We start from the raw sequence: 22,083 nt of genomic DNA, 5'->3' as shown, positions 1-22,083 counted from the left end.
AAAAAAATCGAAATCTTGTACTGATTTTTATTCATTTGCTTTGACAATCGGCTGTGCATTTGCGAAAACATCTATGTAAGAGTTAATTATCTAGTAGACCAATGCAAATGGTGTGTTTTTGTTCTTGCCGGAAAGTTAACTTTACAGCACTTATAACTTAACAAACAGGTGATCATTGTGAACAGGGGTTCTGTTCACGTCGATTTCAGCATTGCGCATAAAATTTGCTCCTGAACACGAATACCTAAATAAATAAAGTATGAGCGAGGATGGTGCTGTTTTATAGGTGTGGAAAATAACAATTAGAGAAAGAGAGATAAAGAGATGATTGATAATAAAAAGCGTCCAGGAAAAGACCTTGACCGTATTGATAGGAATATACTTAACGAATTACAGAAAGATGGGCGTATCTCAAACGTAGAACTGTCTAAGCGTGTTGGTTTGTCACCAACGCCATGTTTGGAGCGTGTGCGTCGTCTGGAAAGACAAGGGTTTATTTCTGGCTATACAGCACTTTTGAATCCTCACTACTTAGATGCTTCACTCTTGGTGTTCGTTGAAATTACACTAAACCGTGGCGCACCAGATGTGTTTGAGCAATTCAACACAGCGGTTCAAAAGCTTGAAGAGATCCAAGAATGTCACTTAGTTTCTGGTGATTTCGATTATCTGTTGAAAACGCGTGTGCCAGATATGTCCGCTTACCGTAAACTGCTTGGTGAGACTCTTCTACGTCTACCGGGTGTGAACGATACTCGTACGTACGTCGTTATGGAAGAAGTGAAGCAAAGTAACCGCTTGGTTATTAAAACACGCTAATAGGCTTGTATAGTCTCATTTCTGCACAACATCATTTATGGTTGTCGCACTGCAGTTTCAACGCTGAGTTTACTCAGCGTTGTTCCGTTTTAGAGGCCAATATTTTATCTCTCTTAGCGCTTTTTTGACTCTGTTTCCGATTAAAGGCACAGCGTCGATATGATTTTTTCTGAAAATAGGCTAAATAGCTGTAACTCTTCGTTTTAATCTATTGATATTAAAGCCATAAATAATTAAGATTTTTAACGTAAAATAGAAATTGAATCCTCAACTGTAAGATGAAATACTGCATCTTGCTGTGTCTACAGTCGTTTAGTTTGCCTGAGAGGCAACAAGTCACGCACAAGAAGGTGATTGGTGTTAGAATGGCTTTCAATATGTGCTTATCATCATTGCGAATTCAAGTGAGTTCGTTTCGGCATGGGTGACATCATCAGTCAGTAAAGAAACAGTAATGAGCCAAGAATATACAGAAGACAAACACGTTCGATTAAAAAAACTCAGTAGTGGAAGACGGCTACTCGAAGTCATTTTGCTTGCCATTTGTTTAAGTGCCATTTTCTTAATGGTGGCATTAATGAGTTTCAATCCTTCAGATCCAAGCTGGTCGCAAACCACATGGAATGCACCGGTTAAAAATTTGGGGGGAAGTGTTGGCTCTTGGAGTGCGGATATTCTCTTTTCGGCTTTTGGGATTTTAGCATTTGCAATTCCACCTCTACTGCTACTCGGTTGTTGGGCGATTTACCATTATGAAAGCCAACGTCGTTATATTGACTTCTTTTCGTTGTCATTGCGCTTAATTGGTGGGTTAGCGCTGATCCTCTCATCATGCGGTCTTGCTGCGCTTAACTTTGACGACTTACCGAATTTCGCGTCCGGTGGGGTGATTGGCAGTGTGTTTAGTAATGCGATCATGCCATGGTTTAATTCTTTAGGTGCAACACTGGCATTGCTCTTTTTATGGGCAATTAGCTTTACACTGTTTACGGGCTGGTCATGGTTGACGATTGCCGAAAAAATTGGTGCGGCGGTATTAATTCCTATCACATTAATGACTAATCGTGCGCGCGGCGATGATTATGATGCGTATGATGTTGAAGAAACAGAAGATGCGTTACAGCGGGCGCAGGAGGCAGAGCGCCAAGCGATTGATAATGTAGACAGTGACGATGTTTTGTTCTCCGCTCCCTCAATTAGTGAATTAGCCGCAGTAGAAACCGAAGAGGTTCAACCCACAGAAGAAGCGGCTCCTTTGGCTGCCAATCAACCTATTGATGAAGTTGAAGAACCCCTTGCGTTTTCAGCTTCTGAGCCGCAAGAAGCTTATCATTTTGAAGTGCCGGATGATTATCAACCTGTTGTGTATGATAGGGATTTCCAATTCAAAACCAGTGAGCCTCAGGCACAAGTCGCGGAGCCAACAGGCTACCAACCTGAAAGCCATAATGTATCTCCAGAGAATGGTGTGGTTAACCAACCTGCCAATCATTATACACATGAGCGTTGGGGGGCAGAGGCACAACCTGCTGCAACGACACCGACAGAACATACTGATAATCCATCATTAGCAAACCCAACAGGGCAGCAAAATGTATCGATGCCAGCTTCTTCTATCAGTGAGGCGGTTTCACAGGCAAGTGGGCGATCAGTAACAGATAGGCTAGCCGATCCCGCTGCATTGGCAGCCGCTGGTATTTCCGTTGCGGCTCTTGAGCGCCACGCCCAGGTTAAACAAAATATGGAGCCTGAATTGCCTCGCCCAAATCCTGTTCGGTTACCAACCCGTCGGGAGCTATATGGCATTCGCATTCCTTCTCAACGTGATGCTGAACTTCAGCGCCGTAAAGAAGAAGCTTTGCAACGTGAGCAGATATATCAACAATGGTCTGCTGCGTCAGAGAATGAACCACAACAAGATGAAGAACAAGAAAATAGGCTCCGTGAGCAATTTTTGCAGCAACAGCGCGAACGGTACGGCAGTGATATTGAGCATCATGATGAGACTGAGTCACCAATATCTCATCAGGCTGAAGTGACGCCAACGCCAGAAAAAGTGGTTCATTATACTCAACCTGAAATAGAGCATCGTTGGTCTTCTGCGCCCGCTTCTGTTGAACAAACTGAGCAAAATACTCATCACTTTAGCCAGTCTAAAAATACCTTCTCAGCGCAAGATGATGATGAGAATGCGGGTTATAAAGTTGAACCTAAATTCGATCTAAGTGAACATATTTCGGTATTAGATGAATTTTCGCCAGTTAATGATTTGGTTAATGAAGAGCCTGCAGATCCTTTATTTATGCCGTCATTTAGTGCAACGAGCGTGGAGAATACAAACAATACACCTCAAGTGAATGAGGTGACAAAACATGTCGCTCCAACACCGGATATCTCTGCTAATCAGTCGCACACTTTTGCTCCGCTGCAACAACCACAACAACCGGAGCCGCAGCAAGACAGCTTGTTCCATCCGTTCTTGGTACGCAATGATCAACCATTGCCAAAACCAACGACGCCTATGCCTTCTTTGGATTTGTTAACTACGCCACCAACACAAGAAGAGCCTGTTGACATGTTTAAATTAGAGCAGACAGCACGGTTGATTGAAGCTCGCTTAAATGACTATCGGGTGAAAGCGGAAGTGGTCGGCTTCTCTCCGGGGCCAGTGATCACTCGATTCGAGCTAGATTTGGCACCGGGGGTAAAAGCGGCGCGGATCTCCACTTTATCGAGAGACCTTGCCCGTTCACTTTCTACCACAGCGGTGAGGGTTGTTGAAGTGATCCCCGGCAAGCCATATGTGGGGCTTGAATTACCGAACGAAAAACGCCAAACAGTCTATTTAAGAGAAGTACTGGACTGTGACGAATTTAGGCATAGTGCATCACCGTTAACAATGGTGTTGGGTAAAGATATCGAAGGCGATCCGGTTATTGCGGATTTGGCGAAAATGCCACACTTACTCGTTGCGGGGACAACAGGCTCAGGTAAATCGGTAGGGGTCAACGCGATGATCCTCAGTATTTTGTATAAATCGAAACCTGACGATGTCCGTTTTATCATGATCGACCCGAAAATGTTGGAACTGTCTATTTATGAAGGCATTCCACATTTGCTGACAGAAGTCGTGACTGACATGAAAGATGCTGCTAACGCATTGCGTTGGTGCGTCAATGAAATGGAACGTCGCTATCGCTTAATGTCGGCGCTTGGCGTACGTAATCTTGCTGGCTACAACGATAAAATTAAAGCTGCCGAAGAGATGGGGCGACCTATTCCTGACCCACACTGGAAACCGAGTGACAGCATGGAAACTGAGCATCCAATGCTGAAAAAAGAACCCTATATTGTCGTCATGGTTGATGAATTTGCTGACTTGATGATGACGGCAGGGAAAAAAGTTGAAGAGTTGATTGCTCGCCTAGCGCAAAAAGCACGTGCAGCAGGTATCCACCTAGTATTGGCAACTCAGCGCCCGTCAGTGGATATCATTACAGGTTTAATTAAAGCAAACATACCTACGCGTATTGCCTTTACAGTATCAAGTAAAATTGACTCTCGGACTATCCTCGATCAAGGTGGCGCAGAGTCATTATTGGGAATGGGGGATATGCTGTATTTACCACCTAACTCATCGATTCCTGTTCGTGTCCATGGGGCATTTGTCCGTGACCAAGAAGTGCACGCGGTGGTGAATGATTGGAAAGCCCGCGGTCGCCCAGAATATATTGATAGCATTACCAAATGCAGCGATGAAAATGAAGGGGGCGGTTATGATAGCGCAGAGGAAGAGTTGGATCCTCTGTTTGATCAAGCCGTCGAGTTTGTTGTAGAGAAACAACGCGTTTCTATTTCAGGTGTTCAACGTCAGTTCCGCATTGGTTATAACCGCGCTGCGCGAATTGTTGAGCAAATGGAAACGCAAGGGATTGTCAGTGAGCCGGGACATAATGGAAATCGCGAAGTGCTTTCCCCACGGCAAGCTGATTACTAACCTTGTTGTCGATGAGTTGCGAGAGCAATAATAAAGGCATAGCGCCTATTAAGGTATCAATAAAAGGTCTTTGTTCGATGAAAAAAATGATGTTATTGGGGGCGTTGGCTCTAAGTTTACATATCGGCTCAGTACTGGCAGATGCCAGCCAAGACCTTCAGGATCGCCTGAATAAGGTCAATAGCTTCCACGCTAGCTTCTCTCAAAAAGTCACCAGCCCAGAAGGTGACCTCGTACAAGAAGGTGTGGGGGAATTATGGCTTCAGCGCCCTAATTTATTCAATTGGAATATGACGTCACCTGATGAAAGTGTTTTAGTGTCTGATGGCAAAAATTTATGGTTTTATAACCCGTTTGTTGAGCAAGTCACTGTCACTAACTTAGCGGATGCGACTCAAGATACCCCATTTTTATTGATTACACGTAATAACCCAAGAGATTGGAAACAGTACTCTATTATTCAGCAAGGTAATACATTCGACTTAAAACCCAAGTTGAGTAATGGCACATTAAAACGTTTTTCAATTACGGTTTCTCCAGAAGGCACCATTGAGAAGTTTTCAGCCGTTGAGCAAGATGGGCAAACAAGTGCTTACCAATTGAAAGAACAAAAAAATGGTAATGTCGATAAGCGTAAGTTTACATTCACTGTGCCGGAAGGGGTCACATTGGATGACCAACGCTCAGGTGGTAAATAAGAGGAAATAGTGGGCAACCTATCACTCGATTTTTCACAAAATGAATTTCAACCTCTGGCAGCGCGTATGCGCCCAGAGGTTCTTGAACAGTATATAGGCCAAAAACATTTGCTTGCTGAAGGTAAACCATTACCCAGGGCAATAAAAGCAGGTCATTTACATTCAATGATTTTGTGGGGGCCACCAGGAACAGGCAAAACCACATTAGCCGAAATTATTGGTCACTATGCACAGGCAGATATTGAACGTATTTCTGCCGTTACGTCCGGTATTAAAGAGATCCGTGAAGCGATAGAGAAAGCTCGCCAAAATCGAGATGCGGGTCGTAGGACTATTTTATTTGTTGATGAAGTGCATCGTTTTAATAAAAGTCAGCAAGATGCGTTTTTACCACACATTGAAGATGGCACCATTACTTTTATCGGCGCAACCACAGAAAATCCTTCGTTTGAACTCAATTCCGCATTATTGTCGCGTGCACGGGTCTATCTACTGAAATCTTTAACGGTAAGCGATATTGAAGATGTGTTGCAGCAAGCCATGGAGGATCCCAAGCGAGGCTTAGGCGGGCAAAATGTGATTTTACCCGATACCACTCGTCAATTAATTGCCGAGTTGGTTAATGGTGATGCCCGTCGCTCCCTCAATCTTTTAGAGATGATGGCGGATATGGCGGAAACCGATAGCCATGGTCAGCGTATTTTAACGGCTGAATTACTAAAAGAAGTCAGCGGTGAACGTACAGCGCGCTTTGATAATAAAGGTGATCGTTATTACGATTTAATCTCTGCCTTGCATAAATCAGTACGAGGCTCGGCTCCCGATGCCGCTTTATATTGGTATGCGCGGATTATTACCGCAGGTGGTGATCCACTTTATGTGGCTCGGCGCTTGCTGGCTATCGCATCTGAAGATGTAGGGAATGCCGACCCGCGAGCGATGCAGGTCGCTATTTCCGCATGGGATTGCTTCACTCGGGTTGGTCCTGCGGAAGGTGAGCGTGCGATTGCTCAAGCTATTGTTTACTTGGCATGTGCACCAAAAAGTAATGCAGTTTACACGGCTTATAAAGCCGCGTTAGCGGATGCGCAAATGCAGCCTGATTATGATGTACCTGCCCATTTACGTAATGCACCGACAAAACTGTTGAAAGAATTAGGGGCGGGGAAAGAGTATCGCTATGCTCATGACGAAGAAAATGCTTATGCAGCCGGTGAGGTTTATTTCCCACCTGAAATGCAACATACCCAATATTACCACCCAACGAATCGTGGTTTAGAAGCGAAAATAGCAGAAAAATTAAACTGGTTAGCGCAACAGGATCAAAATAGCCCAACAAAACGCTATCGCTAATGTGGGCAATGCGGTAAGGTTATAAGAAATATTTTTTATAAAATTATTTAGGTCGCCTTCACAATAGGCGGCTTGATGGTGTAACGAGTATAATGCCGGAATGTGTTATACTCCCTTTCAATATTGACTAACAATAATCACAGGATAAGCATGCTCGATCCCAATTTACTGCGTACGGAGCTAGACGCGGTTGCTGAAAAACTGGCTCGCAGGGGTTTTACCCTTGATGTGGAAAAGCTGCGTGAATTAGAAGAACGCCGCAAAGTTTTGCAAGTTGAAACTGAATCCCTGCAGGCAGAGCGTAATTCGCGATCGAAATCCATTGGTGCAGCTAAGGCGCGTGGTGAAGATATCGAGCCTTTACGTCAGGAAGTGAACCAGTTAGGCGAAAAATTAGATGCTGCTAAGTTAGCATTAGATAAGCTGCAACAAGAGATCCGTGATATTGCATTAAGTATCCCGAATATGCCTGATGATGCTGTTCCTGATGGGAAAGATGATTCAGATAACGTTGAGGTTGCCCGTTGGGGTGAACCACGCCAATATGACTTTGAAATTAAAGATCATGTTAGCCTTGGCGAACTCGCTGGTGGTCTAGATTTCCCTGCGGCCGTTAAACTGACAGGCGCGCGTTTTGTGGTGATGAAAGGGCAAATTGCTCGTTTACACCGTGCACTGGCTCAGTTTATGCTGGATTTGCATACTGAACAGCATGGCTATCAAGAGCTGTATGTACCGTATTTGGTTAACCATGATACGCTTTATGGCACTGGTCAATTACCTAAATTTGGTGAAGATCTGTTCCATACTAAGCCGCTTGAAGAAGAAGCGGAAAGTACTTATGCATTGATCCCAACAGCAGAAGTGCCGGTCACCAACTTAGTACGTGATGAAATCCTTGATGAAGATGCATTACCACTAAAAATGACTGCGCATACACCATGCTTCCGTTCAGAAGCGGGTTCTTATGGCCGTGACACGCGTGGGCTTATCCGTATGCACCAATTTGATAAAGTCGAATTGGTACAAATAGTGCATCCTGAGAAATCGATGGAAGCATTGGAAGAGCTAACCGGTCACGCGGAGAAAGTGCTGCAATTACTGAAATTACCCTATCGTAAAGTGATCCTTTGCACTGGTGATATTGGTTTTGGTTCACGTAAAACCTATGACTTGGAAGTTTGGTTACCAGCTCAGAATACCTACCGTGAGATTTCTTCGTGCTCAAATATGTGGGATTTCCAAGCTCGCCGTATGCAAGCACGTTTCCGCAGTAAAGGTGACAAGAAAACACAGTTGGTGCATACACTGAATGGTTCTGGTCTTGCTGTTGGTCGTACGTTGGTTGCTGTATTGGAGAATTACCAATTAGCAGATGGTCGTATTGAAGTACCAGAAGTATTGCGCCCATATATGAAAGGCCTAGAGTACATCGGTTAATCAAGTTAAATTAACTAAAACAGAAAACGCCACTTATTAGTGGCGTTTTTTTTACAACCCACTGATACGTTGCTGGTTATTATGCTTCACTATTAACGGTTGTTACAGGATAAGAAACTAAGGGTTTGATCTCTTTAAGCACGAACATACTTTGCATTTCTTTAATACCAGGAAGCCGTCGGATCACAGACATCGCGAAATCGGCATAGGAATCTAAATCATGGGAAACCACTTGCAATAAAAAGTCGGCATCTCCCCCGATGCTGTAGCATGAAACAACATTTTCTAACTCACTGACTTCTTGTTCAAATTTCTTTGCTTCCGTTTCACTATGGCTGTCGATAGTGACACGCACAAAAACCATAACACCTAAACCAATTTTTTTGCGGTTAAGAATAGCTCGATAGCCTTGGATCACATCATCGTCTTCTAATTTACGGACGCGTCGCCAGCAAGGGGATGCTGACATACCGACTTTATCAGCGAGTACTTGATTTGTAATACGTGCATCGTCTTGAAGGAGCTTAAGAATCTTGATTTCTGTCTTATCTATTGCCATAGCGGGTATTTCCTTTCGGAATATATTTATACATAGGTAATTTTTTTCTTTTGGCTACTTTACTACAGATAAGATAGGCAGCAAATTTCTATTTATTGATGACATAATTGTTACAGTTCACGACCAGAAGAACCTTATGTTATCAAAAATTATGAAAAGGGGATTTTATGCAATTTGATGCATCTATTCATCGTTGTGCCATCATCGTCAATCAAGATCTAGCATTAGGGTTTGCTATGAATGCTGCAAGTATCATTGGTGTAGGGATAGGCAACAAAATTACCCAATTAATAGGGAATGATTTAATGAGTGCAGATAATATTTATTATCCTGGGGTCATCAGTGCATCATTACCTATATTAAAAAGCTCGCCTGAGCGAATAAAGCAAATTCAAAAAGAAATAGCAGAGCATGAAGATATTTATATATTACCTTTTAGTTTAATTGCTCAGTCTTGTAAAAGTTATGATGACTACACTCAAAAATTAACTAACACTCTAGATCAAGAAATTCAATTAGCAGCTATTGGTTTGGTAGGGAATAAAAATAGCATCAATAAATTAACCGGTAATTTATCATTATTTAAATAAGCGTTATATCTCGCCATTCTACTGTAGGTTAATCATATGATAAGCATAACACAATTGCTCTCTTATGCGAGTGCATTGGCGATTGCTGCCGTTATTCCAGGGCCCGGAATGACCGCAGTCGTCGCACGTACCTTGAAGGGTGGCGTAACAATGGGGTTTGCACTACTGAGTGGATTAATTTTAGGGGATATTATTTATCTCTCTTTTGCGATATTCGGCCTAGTATTCGTTGCTGACCACTTAGCCGCGATCTTTAATTTAATTTATTGGTTTGCTGCACTGTATTTATTTTGGTTAGCTTATGTCTTTTGGCGCCACGATGCCCAACCATTAAATACTGTAGGTGCTATATCAAAAAAGCAGTTAGCTATTGTGAGTGTTTCCGGTCTTGCCATTACATTAAGTAATCCAAAAACAATCGCTTTTTATATGGCAATATTACCGTTAGTCATTTCTTTAAATGAAATTACTATAACGATTTGGAGCACAGTATTAGTTCCAACTACGTTATTAATATTACTTTTAGTTGGTAGGCGGATTCAAGTCCGAAGTGCAACGCTAAGCCGCCTTTCTTAGCTCCGCAAACACCACCGAAGGTTGTCTGAACCCCAGACACTTGCGTGGCCTGCTGTTCAACGCTCCCTGATAGCGTTGTAAGTCTTCTTCTGTCACTGTCCGCAGGTCTGTTCCTTTCGGGATAAACTGTCTTAACAACCCATTCGTATTCTCGTTCAGCCCACGCTCATGCGAGGCATACGGATGGGCAAAGTACGTATCTGCGTTCAGTGCTTCTGCTATCGCCTTGTGCTCACTAAACTCTAGACCGTTATCGAACGTTATTGTGTGACATACATCCTGATACTCACTCAGCAGTGAGATAATGGCCTTACTGACTTCCACCGCATCCTTTGAAAACACCTTTTTTGTCAGGTAAATACGGCTTTTGCGTTCTGCCAGTGTCACGATAGCACCAGTGCCCTGTTTACCCTGCACCAAATCGGCCTCCCAGTCCCCCAGACGGCTACGGTCATCGACGACTGACGGCCGTAGCTCAATGGATACCGCATCAGGGATGCGCCCTCGTTTCTGCCCGTAGCCCTTACGATATCGCCGTTTGCCCTGCCTAAGATGCCTGTACAACTCGCCACCGCTACGCTTATCCGCATAGATATACTGGTAAATCCATTCATGGCTGACGCTAAGACCAATAATGCTGCCAATTGCACTTATTTGCTCAGGACTCCACTTCCACTCCAGAGCAAATATCACGAAATCTATGGTCTGCTGAGGAATTGTCCTTTTGGCAGATGACAGCCGCCTATCACAGCACTTCTGGTGTGCCTGTTGTGGGTTATAACCAGTATCTGAAGTGTTACGCCTCAGTTCACGGGAGACCGTGGACTTGCTTACACCGATACGGATACCTATCTCATGGCAGGATAAATTATCCTCACGCAGTATCGATATCTGGTATCGTTGTCCTTCGGTTAGTTGCTGATACTTCATACTTACTCGCTCATCTTTGGTCGGAAGAGCAGGATAGCTTATCAGTAGCTAACCGTCCTTCCATCTAACATGACCGAGCGTTGCACTTATTATCTGAATTCGCGGTATGATATTTATCTTTGGTGCAAAGAAGGCAAGTAAATTTTTATCGAGTACGAAATCGCAGAGAGTGATTTTTCGAGGAACCGCTTTGATCATGTTTGCCGCAGCTATTGGTATGCTGTTTAAAACACAATAAAGGATAATGGCTCTACATGAGTGTAGAGCCATTAGGGTGTTTAATACATGACCTTGTGGCCGTAGCTTTCAAGGATGCTTTTGACACGTTCCATGATCTCTTTTGAAGGGGGCTTAACGCCATCGAGTTTATACTCCTCGCCCATGGTTTCCCATTTATGTTTGCCTAACTCATGGTAGGGGAGCAATTCGATTTTCTCGATGTTTTTCATATCCTTGGTAAATTCGCCGAGCAGATGAACAGAGTGGTCATCATCACTCCAGCCGGGAACAACGACATAACGCACCCAAGTTTTTTGGTTACGTTTGGCAAGATAACGAGCGAACTCGAGTGTCCGGTGATTAGAAACGCCGACCAATGTTTGGTGAATATCATCGTTGAGCTGTTTTAAATCGAGCATAACAAGATCGGTCACCTCCATTAGCTCATCAATCACGGGATCATAGCGACGTACAAAGCCGTTTGTATCAAGGCAAGTATGGATATTTTGCGCTTTACATGCACGGAACCAATCACGAACAAATTCAGCTTGTAAAATCGCTTCGCCGCCCGATGCCGTTACGCCACCACCTGTGGCATTCATAAAGTGGCGATAAGTAACAGCTTCTTTCATTAACTCTTCGACGGTAACCATCTTACCGGTATGGGTGTCCCAAGTATCACGGTTATGACAATATAAGCAGCGCATTAAGCAGCCTTGAAAAAAGACAATAAAGCGAATACCAGGGCCATCAACAGTACCACAAGATTCAAAGGAATGGATACGTCCCAGCGTCGCAGGAGGCGCAGTGGTGCTTAAATCAGCGGTTGGAATAATATTGGTTGTTGTCGACATAGCAGGAACTCCAAAAATACCTGTTATACTTAAATATATCGTTATTAGTGGGTAATTGACTTAAAGTATTCAGGTTTAGTTCTAAAAAAGCCCCATAAGGCTGGGGCTTTTTAGTTATTTTAATTGACTTATTAACCTAATTATTACATTGAACTTGTGAAAGTACGAGTAATAACGTCTTGCTGTTGTTCTTTAGTCAGTGAGTTAAAGCGCACTGCATAACCAGAAACACGGATAGTTAACTGAGGATACTTCTCTGGGTTTTCCATCGCATCCAACAGCATTTCACGGTTCATTACGTTGACGTTCAGGTGCTGACCGCCTTCGATAGAAGCTTCATGGTGGAAGTAACCATCCATTAGACCGGCTAAGTTCGCTTTACGAACCTCATCATCTTTACCTAATGCATTTGGTACGATAGAGAAGGTATAAGAGATACCATCTTTCGCGTAAGCAAATGGCAGTTTAGCGACAGAAGTCAGTGAAGCCACAGCACCTTTTTGGTCACGTCCGTGCATTGGGTTTGCACCTGGTCCGAATGGTGCGCCAGCACGACGACCATCTGGTGTGTTACCTGTTTTCTTACCATAAACCACGTTAGAAGTGATTGTCAGGATAGATTGAGTTGGTACTGCATTGCGGTAAGTCGGCAGTTTCTGAATTTTCTTCATGAAACGTTCAACTAAGTCACAAGCAATATCATCGACGCGAGGGTCGTTGTTACCAAATTGTGGGTATTCACCTTCGATTTCAAAGTCAATTGCAATGCCGTCTTCGTCACGAATTGGTTTTACTTTCGCATATTTAATTGCGGACATTGAGTCAGCAGCGACAGATAGACCTGCGATACCACAAGCCATTGTGCGGTAAACGTCACGGTCATGCAGTGCCATCAGAGCCGCTTCATAGCTGTATTTGTCATGCATATAGTGAATGATATTCAATGCAGTGACATACTGAGTTGCTAACCAATCCATAAAGTGATCCATACGATCCATCACAGTATCGAAGTCAAGTACTTCGTCCATGATAGGAGCGTGTTTAGGACCTACTTGCATTTTCAGTTTTTCATCAATACCACCATTGATGGTATACAGCATGGTTTTCGCTAAGTTAGCGCGAGCACCAAAGAACTGCATTTGTTTACCAACTACCATTGGGCTGACGCAACATGCGATAGCATAGTCATCGTTGTTGAAATCTGGGCGCATTAAGTCATCGTTTTCATACTGAACTGATGAAGTATCGATAGAGACTTTTGCAGCGAATTTTTTGAAGCTAATTGGCAGTTTCTCTGACCACAGGATAGTCATGTTAGGCTCTGGAGAAGGGCCCATGGTATACAGTGTATTCAAGAAACGGAAGGTGTTTTTAGTCACCAGTGTACGGCCATCAAGACCCATACCTGCTAGAGATTCTGTTGCCCAAATTGGGTCACCAGAGAACAGCTCATCGTATTCAGGAGTACGTAGGAAACGAACCATACGTAGCTTCATGACTAAGTGGTCAATCAGCTCTTGTGCTTCTTGCTCTGTCAGTTTACCAGCTTCAAGGTCACGTTGGATATAAATGTCTAAGAAGGTTGAAACACGACCAAATGACATTGCCGCGCCGTTTTGTGATTTCACTGCCGCTAGGTAAGCGAAGTAAGTCCACTGAACCGCTTCTTTAGCGTTAGTCGCAGGACCTGAAATGTCATAACCATATTTTGCAGCCATTTCTTTGATTTGGCCTAATGCACGGTGCTGTTCAGCAATTTCTTCGCGCAATTGAATGGTCATTTGCAGGTCTTCACCGTTCTCTAATCTTTCTTGCAGTGAAGTGAACTGATTAAATTTGTCTTTCATCAGGAAATCAATACCGTACAGAGCAACACGACGGTAGTCACCGATGATACGACCACGACCATATGCGTCAGGCAGACCGGTTAAGATACCTGATTTACGGCATTTTAGAATGTCTGGAGTGTAAACATCGAAAACGCCTTGGTTATGGGTTTTGCGGTATTCAGTAAAGATTTTTTTCAGGCTAGGATCTAAAGTGCGATCATAGGCTTTACATGAATTTTCCACCATTTTGATCCCACCGAATGGGATAAGTCCACGTTTTAGAGGTGCATCAGTTTGCAGACCAACGATTTGTTCTAAATCTTTGGCGATGTAACCCGCATCATGGGAAGTGATCGTTGATGCAACATCAGTGTCAAAATCAACGGGGGCATGAGTACGGTTTTCGATTTTGATTCCTTCCATGACTTTTTCCCACAGCGCATCTGTTGCTGGGGTAGAGCCTGCTAAGAAAGATTCATCACCTTCATATGGAGTGTAGTTTTTCTGGATGAAGTCACGCACATCGACGTTTTCTTTCCAGTTACCTTGGTTAAAACCTTGCCATGCTAAAGCGAATTTTTCATTTAATTCTGACATGATACTTTTACCTTTTAACAATGGATCTTTTAAGGATCTTAATAAATCTTTTCGTGAAAGTAGTGGCTATTAATGTTTTTGACCACCACGTAAATGCATGAACCAGTAAATTAGGCCGACTAAAAGTGCGCCGCCAATGATATTGCCGATAGTAACGGGTATTAGGTTGTCTGTAACAAAGTTGCTAACACTGAGTTGAGAAAAGTGTTCTGGTGAAACGCCAATTTGAGTCCAGAATTCAGCTGGAGCAAACTCTTTGATCATGATACCTAATGGGATCATAAACATGTTTGCAATGCTATGTTCAAAGCCACTCGCAACGAACATGGCGACAGGGAGCACAAGCACCAAAAGCTTATCGGCTAGGCTACGACCTGAATAGCTCATCCAAACAGCGAGACAAACCATTAAGTTAGCTAAAATACCTAAACAAACAGCCTCAATAAATGTATGGTGCAGTTTATGGTCTGCGGTTTGTAGGACATTAAGCCCCCATTGACCATTTGCCGCGGTATATTGACCAGCAAACCAAATCAAAGCAACAAAGAAGAGCGCGCCGATAAGGTTGCCAACATAGACGTTAAACCAATTTAGGAACATTTGCCCCCAAGTGATCCGCCCTGTAGCTTTTGACACAATGGTCAACACCGTGGATGTAAATAGATCTGCACCGCAAATAACCACGAGCATCAACCCAAGAGAGAAACAGACACCACCGATAAGTTTCGTAAAACCAAAAGGAGCGGCTTGTGCGCCAGTGGTCGCAGTAATATAAAAAACGAATGCGATTGAGATAAAGATACCGGCAGTGAATGCTGACAAGTATGTTATTGCAGGATGTTTATTGGCTTTGTAAACACCAGAGTCATCTGCAACTTGAGCCATTACAGCGGGAGGCAAAAGATTAAAAGGGTTGTCAGCTTTCATACTAACACTCTCTTACTAAGTTGATTAATTATAGCACGCAATCATAGTAACAAACGGCATAACTAAGAAATTTGATATGGATCATGAACCATCGTAAGAAATCGACGTAAATTGTTGAAAAATGGTTAAATTTCGATTTATCTAATTGATTTTTATAAATTAAATATTTTTTAAATTTTATTAAAAATTTTTATATTCTGACTTTGCTCAGAGAATATAGGTAAATAAAACCGGTGATTTGTTATTTAAATATTGCAAAATGAGCGGTGATTTTAATTAATTTAACTTATATAAAGATAATGGCCCGAAGGCCACTATCTAAAAATGATGAGTTAGAAAACAATTAGGCATGTTCACGTTTTGCTTTTTGCAGTTTTTCATAGGCTGCAAGTAGCGCTTGGTGAGCTGGAAGCGCAGTTAATTCATCATCGATGGACCACAAACCATAGAAACAAGATTCGCCAGCAATAGCAGCGGATGCCGCATCGACGGTCTCTTGCCCATACATACGGACAAAAGCGCTATAATATTGTGACGCATCACGTTGTTCTTCTTGGCTCAGTAGTAGCAGGGTATGCAAACAACGATAATAGTTAGCTCGTTCAGCGGTAAAAACGGAGCTATTAAAGTCTTGTGTCCATTCTACCCAGGCTAATGCCTGATCTAGGTCACCACCTGCTAGCGCCAGCATGGATTTTAACTCACCAATACGCAAGTTACTCCAGCCATTATCTTTACCTACGGCAAGGCCAAGTAGCTCTCGTACACGCGTGAAATCATCGAGGCCTTCATCGTCCAATTGCGCTATTAATGCCAGATAATCTTGCTTTTCCCATTGGCTATCAGGCAGCGTGATAATGGTATGACGTAAATGTGCCCCCATCGCATTGTTGGCAATATGCAAGTCTTCGACAGGATAAATATCAGACATACCCGGCACTAAAATACGGCAGGCATAAACCCCTAAGTGGTGATAATCAGCAATATAAACCTCGGCGCCGAGCTGATTAAAAATACCCATAAGTGTTGCAAATTCTTCTTGTGTTGTGCCTTTAAAATTCCAATCGACGAAAGGGTAATCGGCATCGTCTTTAAAGAGATCCCAGCTAATAAGACCACTAGAGTCGATAAAATGGGTCTCTAGGTTAGTCTGCTCAGCCACTTCCTCATCATCGAATGTCGGCGCATTAAACACATCAAGATCTTTAAGGCTACGGCCTTGTAAGAGTTCTGTTACGGTACGCTCTAAAGCAACACCAAAATCAGGGTGGGCACCAAAAGAGGCAAAACAGGTTCCATTTTGTGGGTTAAATAGCACCACGCAAATGACTGGGAATTGACCACCAAGAGAGGCGTCATAACAGAAAATAGGGAAGCCTTCTTTTTCAAGTGTGGCAACGGCTTCAACCACATTAGGATAGCGAGCCATGATCTCATTTGGGATGGTAGGCAAGCTGATTCGTTCAGCAATAATGCGGTTTTTCACAAAACGTTCAAAGACTTCAGATAAGCCTTGAACACGCGCTTCATTTGCCGTGTTGCCTGCCGACATACCATTAGAGACATATAAGTTGCCGACAATATTCATAGGAATATAAACCGTTTGGTTATCGGATTGGCGAGTAAAAGGCAGTGCACAGATACCACGCTCTTCATTACCCGATTGTAAATCGATCAACTGACTGCCTGCCAAAGCATTATCAGGATCGTAAAATTCACGTAAGCGAGTGTCTAAAATACCTTCCGGTAAGCTATCGTCTTCGGTAAGAGGAAACCATTTTTCATTGGGATAATGAACAAAATCACCTTCAGCGATCGATTTTCCTAAATAGAAATCGGCAAAGAAATAGTTAGTTGATAAACGCTCGAAATATTCACCGAGTGCAGAAGCTAAAGCGGCCTTTTTGCTCGCGCCTTTGCCGTTCGTAAAGCACAGAGGGCATGCTTTGTCTCGAATATGGACTGACCAAACATTAGGAACAGGATTCAGCCATGAGGCTTCTTCAATATCAAAACCGAGCTTTTTCAATTTTGTTTGAAATGCATCGATGGAAACTTCAAGGGCGGCATCTTTGCCAGGAATAAATGTTTGGCTCATGATTTTGTTACTTATCAATAGGGAGAATTATAGGGGGCTATGATACGGATTTTTGTTACACACCTCACGCAAAATTATCCTAATCCCCACTATTTTGCCTAAAATAATTATCGGTATCACGGAAATGCAGTTTCAAATCCACATAATAACGGTAGTTTATTTAAAGAGAGGTTATAGGATGAAACAGAGTCATAAAATATTACTGGCGACAGCGCTCTCATTGGCAAGTACATCCGTTTTTGCACTACCAAATATTACCGTATTAGCCACCGGAGGAACGATAGCAGGAGGTGGTGAATCAGCAACATCTTCAAGCTACCAAGCCGGAAAGGTCGGTATTGATGCTCTCATCAATGCAGTGCCTGAAATCAAAAAAATAGCGAATCTTAATGGCGAGCAAGTGGTCAATATTGGCTCCCAAGATATGAATGACCAAGTCTGGTTAACGTTAGCGAAAAAAATCAATCAAGAGTGTGATAAAACAGATGGATTTGTGATCACTCATGGTACAGACACGTTAGAAGAAACTGCCTTTTTCCTCGATTTAACAACATCATGTCAAAAACCTATTGTATTGGTTGGCGCAATGAGACCATCGACTGCACTGGGGGCTGATGGCCCTCTCAACCTATATAATGCGGTGGTGGTAGCGACGGATAAATCAGCGGGGGATCGCGGTGTCTTAATGGCAATGAATGATAAAGTGATCCAAGGGCGTGATGTCGTTAAGATGAACACAACCGAAGTGCAAGCGTTTGAGGCAGTAAATGCAGGCCCACAAGGTTTTATCCATGATGGCAAAGTGACTTTTTATAAACCAGCAGAGCCTAGAGATAATAAAGCAGCCTTTGATGTCAGTAAATTAGATAAATTACCTCAAGTTGGCATTGTCTATAACTATGCTAATGCCTCTGCTGCCCCTGTGAAAGCGTTACGTGATGAGGGAGTTGAGGGAATAGTGAGTGCGGGGGTTGGGAATGGCAACATGTATAAAACGGTTTTTGATGCATTAGCCACTGCTGCTAAAGAGGATGTGGTTGTCGTTCGTGCCAGCCGTGTACCAACAGGCTACACCACTCGTAACGCTGAAGTGGATGATAACTTATATGGCTTTGTAGCTTCAGAGCGCTTAAACCCGCAAAAAGCACGTGTTTTACTTCAATTAGCCTTGACTGAAACCAAAGATCCTAAACGTATTCAGGCACTTTTTGAAAAATACTAACCCACACTAAAATTAGCGAATAGGGGGAATGACCCTCTATTCGCAGCTTTTCGCAGATAAATCCACCCTATTGGCGACAATATTAGCGGTAATTAGCGCAAAGCAAGGTACTAAGGAAAAGAGTATAAAGAGCCATATTGATGCCGATTGCGCACCTTCAATCCCTCCAGGTGAAGAAAGCCCTGCAAGGTTAGCGATCATACCTGCCAAAGAGGCACCAAAAGCAGTGGAAAATAGCTGTAAGGTCGTAATTGCCGACGACGCTTTTTGAGATTCACTTCCAGCCGAGACTTGCAATACTCGCGTGAGCAAATGTGGCCATGCTGCACCAATACTTGCGCCAGTGATAAATAGACCAATACAAATAATCCATACCTGAAATGCTTCAATAGCAATAATTTTTGTTATGAACAATGCAAGAGTGGTTAGGCCTACCAGTGTGAATAGTGGAGCAAAACGAATAATTCGCACGGCAACCGTCGGCTTTAGTGATGAGGAAGCAATGGCGGCACTTGACCAACCCGCACCGACTAGGGCCGCTAAATAGCCTGATAACAAGGGAGCCACACCATGCAATATCTGTAAAAAATAGGGAACAAAAACCTCTGTTTGTACACTTAGACCCAACAATGCCATCGTGAGGTAAATAGGCGCTAATTGTGCAGAAAAGCGAAATGTTCCCGAAGGGAAAAGCGTATTATGACCACGACGCTCAATAACCATTAATCGAGCACACAGTAAAACGGCAATAAACATCCCTCCAATAGGGATAAATTTGTCTTGACTTAAACTGCCTAGAGAGATGGCGAGCACGGCGCAAGAAAGCAGTAAAAGGGCCTGTAATGGAATCGGCTGTTGAGGGCAGTTTTCATGGGGATTTTTTGCCGGCAAAATCCGCCAAGTCAGCCATAAATAAGGGATACCGACTACGACCAGACACCAAAATGCTCCTCGCCATATATCGTACTCTGCAAATACGCCACCCAGTGCTGGCCCTAGTAATGTTGCCATTCCCCACATACTCGACATCATCGCTAACACTCTCGACCATAAATGTTGAGGAAATACAATGTGTACCATTGAGTAAGATAAGGTGAGTAAAATCCCGCCACCAGCCCCTTGGATCACTCTGCCAAGGAGCATCACTGGCATTGAGGGGGTGATAGCGCAGATAACGGATCCTACAAGAAAAATCAACGTCGCCAGCCCATAACTTTTTTTGGGGCCAAAATAATTGAGGATCCGTGAGGTAAGGGCGGACAAAATAATCGAAGACAGAATAAACAGTGTGGTATTCCAAGCATAGAAATTAATGCCGCCAATATCCCGTACAACGGAAGGTAATGTGGTAATGGTGATATAAACATTAATCGCATGGAGGCAAATCCCCCCCGATAAGGCAAGTGTTAAACAGAGATTCTTACCGGTGAGTAGTGTACGCCAACCTTCCTGCTGACTTTTCTCTATATTCACGTGTGACGGATCCCTCTTATTTCTCTTATTGAATCGCCTTATTTTCCCTCACTAAAATCATTCACTTGATCTGTTTATGAGTGAAAAACTATTCATCAACTAAAGCAGTTATGAATCAACTTAGCAAGTTTGAATGAAACGATTACATTCAAATGTAGTTATTTTTTATGTTGAAATAAGTCCAAAATGCCCATTCTGTCCATAGTGTTTTGCCTGCATTTTATCCTAAAATCAGGATATTAATTCGATAAATACCATAAATTCGAATAATTAGTACTGTAAATGAATAGAAAAATTAATGTGTCTTGGCTCATATTTTAGGAATAAATATATTTTTAGCCTTGATAATTCGCGTTGCGAAAAATAGGCTAAGTAGGTACTCGTATTTTGTTTATCAAAACTAATCATTACTTAACGGGCGGCTACTGAAATTTATCACTGAAAAATAATATAAAAAACTGAGGAAACATCGAATGGTTAATAAAAATGTCAATCGTGGCAGGGGAATACTCGTGCTTAAAATAGGAATAGCACTCCTTCCTATTAGTTATCAACCAATAAGTTTTTCTGAGCAATTTTTAGATGATTCAACCCTTAAAGGCGGTTTGTATTATTGGCAACGTGACCGTTCGAGGAAAGAGTTAAATCCAGAAAGCGATAAATATAAGAAATATGTCGACAACCTTAAACATTCAACCGTGAATGCCAGCCTTGATTATTCTTCAGGTTATTTTCAGGATGTCATCGGTTTAGATTTAGCCGCATTTACAGCCATAGAATTATCCAATAGTGGCCCAGCGGCGCCTAATGAAATTGGTTTTAGTGATGCAAAAACGCGTTGGGATGAAAAATGGACCGGTGATCGAAGTGGTGTCAGCGTCTATAAAGCAGCGGCTAAAATGCAATATGGTCCGTTTTGGGGCAGAGGCGGTTATATCCAACCAACAGGACAAACACTATTAGCTTCTCACTGGAGCTATATGCCCGGAACTTATCGGGGTTTCGAAATCGGTGGGGTATTTGATTTCGCACAACAAGGGGCCTTGAGCCTGTCATATATGTGGACAGACCGTTATAAAGCGCCTTGGTATCGCGATATGTATAACTTCCGTGAAGCGGATGGCCAAACAGGGATCAGTTATTTGCAATCCCTTGGTTTTAAATATGATTTTAAAAATAACCTTGTTTTAGAGGCGGCTTATGGGCAAGCAAAAGGCTATATGGACCAGTACTTTGCTAAGGCCTCTTATGCTGTTCCTGTGGCTACACGTGACCTGCGGATGTCTTATCAATTTTATGGAGCAAAAGATAAGGTAACCAATGGTGGCATTAATGATGTTTACGATGGATTGGCGTTCTTGCAAGCCGTGACGTTTGGCTATACCTATGATCAGTTTGATTTTCGATTAGAAGGCACTTATGTGAAGGCAAAGGGGAATCAGGGCTATTTTTTACAGCGTATGACCCCGGGGTATGCGACATCAAATGGGCGATTAGATATTTGGTGGGATGGGCGCTCCGATTATAACGCGAATAATGAAAAAGCGCTCTTTGCGGGGGTGATGTACGATTTAGCTAAATGGGATCTTGCTGGTTGGAAAGTAGGAACATCATATATTTATGGATGGGATGCTAAACCCAGCACGAATACACAATATGCTCAAGATGTAAAATTAAAAGAAACGGCTTGGAACGTTGATATTTTATATACCGTTCAGACAGGTAAGGCGAAAGATACCTTATTTAAATTACATTTTACTAAATATGACAACCATACAGATATTCCAAGCTATGGTGGTGGGTTCGGCAATATATTTCAAGATGAAAAAGATATTAAGTTTATGGTCATGATGCCATTTACTATTTTTTAATAGCGCGGTCACTGCTATTAAAAAATAAAAT

At 42.7% G+C, this 22,083-nt stretch carries 15 protein-coding genes and 2 pseudogenes; 10 read left to right on the top strand and 7 right to left on the bottom strand.

The window, feature by feature from the left end; translation table 11 throughout:
• Positions 1-324: 324 nt before the first annotated feature.
• The 6 genes and pseudogenes from lrp (at position 325) to serS (ending at position 8,307) form a co-directional block, all read left to right on the top strand.
• Positions 325-819, top strand: a complete 495-nt coding sequence (lrp, locus tag M1E93_RS13540; RefSeq protein ID WP_004918089.1) for a leucine-responsive transcriptional regulator Lrp — start codon at positions 325-327, stop codon at positions 817-819.
• 454 nt (positions 820-1,273) lie between these two features.
• A pseudogene (locus M1E93_RS13535) lies at positions 1,274-1,786 on the top strand (DNA translocase FtsK 4TM domain-containing protein); the annotation flags it as partial.
• 342 nt (positions 1,787-2,128) lie between these two features.
• Positions 2,129-4,816, top strand: a pseudogene (locus M1E93_RS13530) (DNA translocase FtsK); the annotation flags it as partial.
• 77 nt (positions 4,817-4,893) lie between these two features.
• Positions 4,894-5,514, top strand: coding sequence for an outer membrane lipoprotein chaperone LolA (lolA, locus tag M1E93_RS13525; RefSeq protein ID WP_014657836.1), 621 nt, complete (start codon positions 4,894-4,896; stop codon positions 5,512-5,514).
• 9 nt (positions 5,515-5,523) lie between these two features.
• Positions 5,524-6,867: a replication-associated recombination protein A gene (locus M1E93_RS13520; RefSeq protein ID WP_004918094.1), complete on the top strand. Its 1,344-nt coding sequence runs from the start codon at positions 5,524-5,526 to the stop codon at positions 6,865-6,867.
• A gap of 150 nt (positions 6,868-7,017) precedes the next feature.
• Complete coding sequence (gene serS, locus M1E93_RS13515; protein ID WP_004918096.1) at positions 7,018-8,307, top strand: serine--tRNA ligase; 1,290 nt, start codon at positions 7,018-7,020, stop codon at positions 8,305-8,307.
• Positions 8,308-8,386: 79 nt separating this feature from the next.
• Here serS and M1E93_RS13510 read toward each other — a convergent pair whose 3' ends face one another.
• Positions 8,387-8,866 carry an Lrp/AsnC family transcriptional regulator gene (locus M1E93_RS13510; protein WP_004918098.1) on the bottom strand — a complete coding sequence of 160 codons (480 nt, stop codon included), beginning with the start codon at positions 8,864-8,866 and terminating at the stop codon, positions 8,387-8,389.
• A gap of 167 nt (positions 8,867-9,033) precedes the next feature.
• Between M1E93_RS13510 and M1E93_RS13505 the strand changes: the two genes are divergently transcribed.
• Both M1E93_RS13505 and M1E93_RS13500 read left to right on the top strand, forming a co-directional pair.
• Entirely contained in the window at positions 9,034-9,456 is a 423-nt protein-coding gene (locus M1E93_RS13505) for a DUF2000 domain-containing protein (RefSeq protein ID WP_104873362.1), read from the top strand.
• A 36-nt stretch (positions 9,457-9,492) separates the two neighbouring features.
• On the top strand, positions 9,493-10,032 hold the full coding sequence (locus tag M1E93_RS13500; RefSeq protein ID WP_426206992.1) for a LysE family translocator: 540 nt from the start codon (positions 9,493-9,495) through the stop codon (positions 10,030-10,032).
• Here M1E93_RS13500 and M1E93_RS13495 read toward each other — a convergent pair.
• From M1E93_RS13495 to ycaO, 5 genes are all read right to left on the bottom strand, one after another.
• Positions 10,015-10,962 carry an IS30 family transposase gene (locus tag M1E93_RS13495; RefSeq protein ID WP_140035165.1) on the bottom strand — a complete coding sequence of 316 codons (948 nt, stop codon included), beginning with the start codon at positions 10,960-10,962 and terminating at the stop codon, positions 10,015-10,017. The genes M1E93_RS13500 and M1E93_RS13495 overlap by 18 nt on opposite strands.
• A 278-nt stretch (positions 10,963-11,240) precedes the next feature.
• Complete coding sequence (gene pflA, locus M1E93_RS13490; RefSeq protein WP_014657838.1) at positions 11,241-12,035, bottom strand: pyruvate formate lyase 1-activating protein; 795 nt, start codon at positions 12,033-12,035, stop codon at positions 11,241-11,243.
• A gap of 143 nt (positions 12,036-12,178) precedes the next feature.
• On the bottom strand, positions 12,179-14,461 hold the full coding sequence (gene pflB / locus M1E93_RS13485) for a formate C-acetyltransferase (protein ID WP_426206991.1): 2,283 nt from the start codon (positions 14,459-14,461) through the stop codon (positions 12,179-12,181).
• A 69-nt stretch (positions 14,462-14,530) separates the two neighbouring features.
• Complete coding sequence (focA, locus tag M1E93_RS13480; protein WP_004918108.1) at positions 14,531-15,388, bottom strand: formate transporter FocA; 858 nt, start codon at positions 15,386-15,388, stop codon at positions 14,531-14,533.
• 343 nt (positions 15,389-15,731) lie between these two features.
• The gene (gene ycaO, locus M1E93_RS13475; RefSeq protein WP_004918110.1) at positions 15,732-17,486 is read right to left on the bottom strand and encodes a 30S ribosomal protein S12 methylthiotransferase accessory factor YcaO; all 1,755 of its coding nucleotides are present in this window, start codon (positions 17,484-17,486) and stop codon (positions 15,732-15,734) included.
• Between the two features lie 178 nt (positions 17,487-17,664).
• Between ycaO and ansB the strand changes: the two genes are divergently transcribed.
• The gene (gene ansB, locus M1E93_RS13470; RefSeq protein WP_014657840.1) at positions 17,665-18,708 is read left to right on the top strand and encodes an L-asparaginase 2; all 1,044 of its coding nucleotides are present in this window, start codon (positions 17,665-17,667) and stop codon (positions 18,706-18,708) included.
• Between the two features lie 36 nt (positions 18,709-18,744).
• Here the strand turns inward: ansB and M1E93_RS13465 are convergent, their stop codons facing one another.
• Positions 18,745-20,181 (bottom strand): MFS transporter, encoded by a 1,437-nt coding sequence (locus M1E93_RS13465; RefSeq protein WP_004918113.1) that lies wholly within the window; start codon positions 20,179-20,181, stop codon positions 18,745-18,747.
• A 473-nt stretch (positions 20,182-20,654) separates the two neighbouring features.
• Between M1E93_RS13465 and chiP the strand changes: the two genes are divergently transcribed.
• Positions 20,655-22,052: a chitoporin ChiP gene (gene chiP, locus M1E93_RS13460; protein WP_004918116.1), complete on the top strand. Its 1,398-nt coding sequence runs from the start codon at positions 20,655-20,657 to the stop codon at positions 22,050-22,052.
• The last annotated feature ends 31 nt before the right edge of the window (positions 22,053-22,083 follow it).

The organism is Providencia sp. PROV272 (genome assembly GCF_049901975.1).
GTDB lineage: Bacteria > Pseudomonadota > Gammaproteobacteria > Enterobacterales > Enterobacteriaceae > Providencia > Providencia stuartii.
The sequence above is the reverse complement of the archived record's forward strand: the minus strand, read 5'-3'. Positions and strand labels throughout refer to the sequence as shown.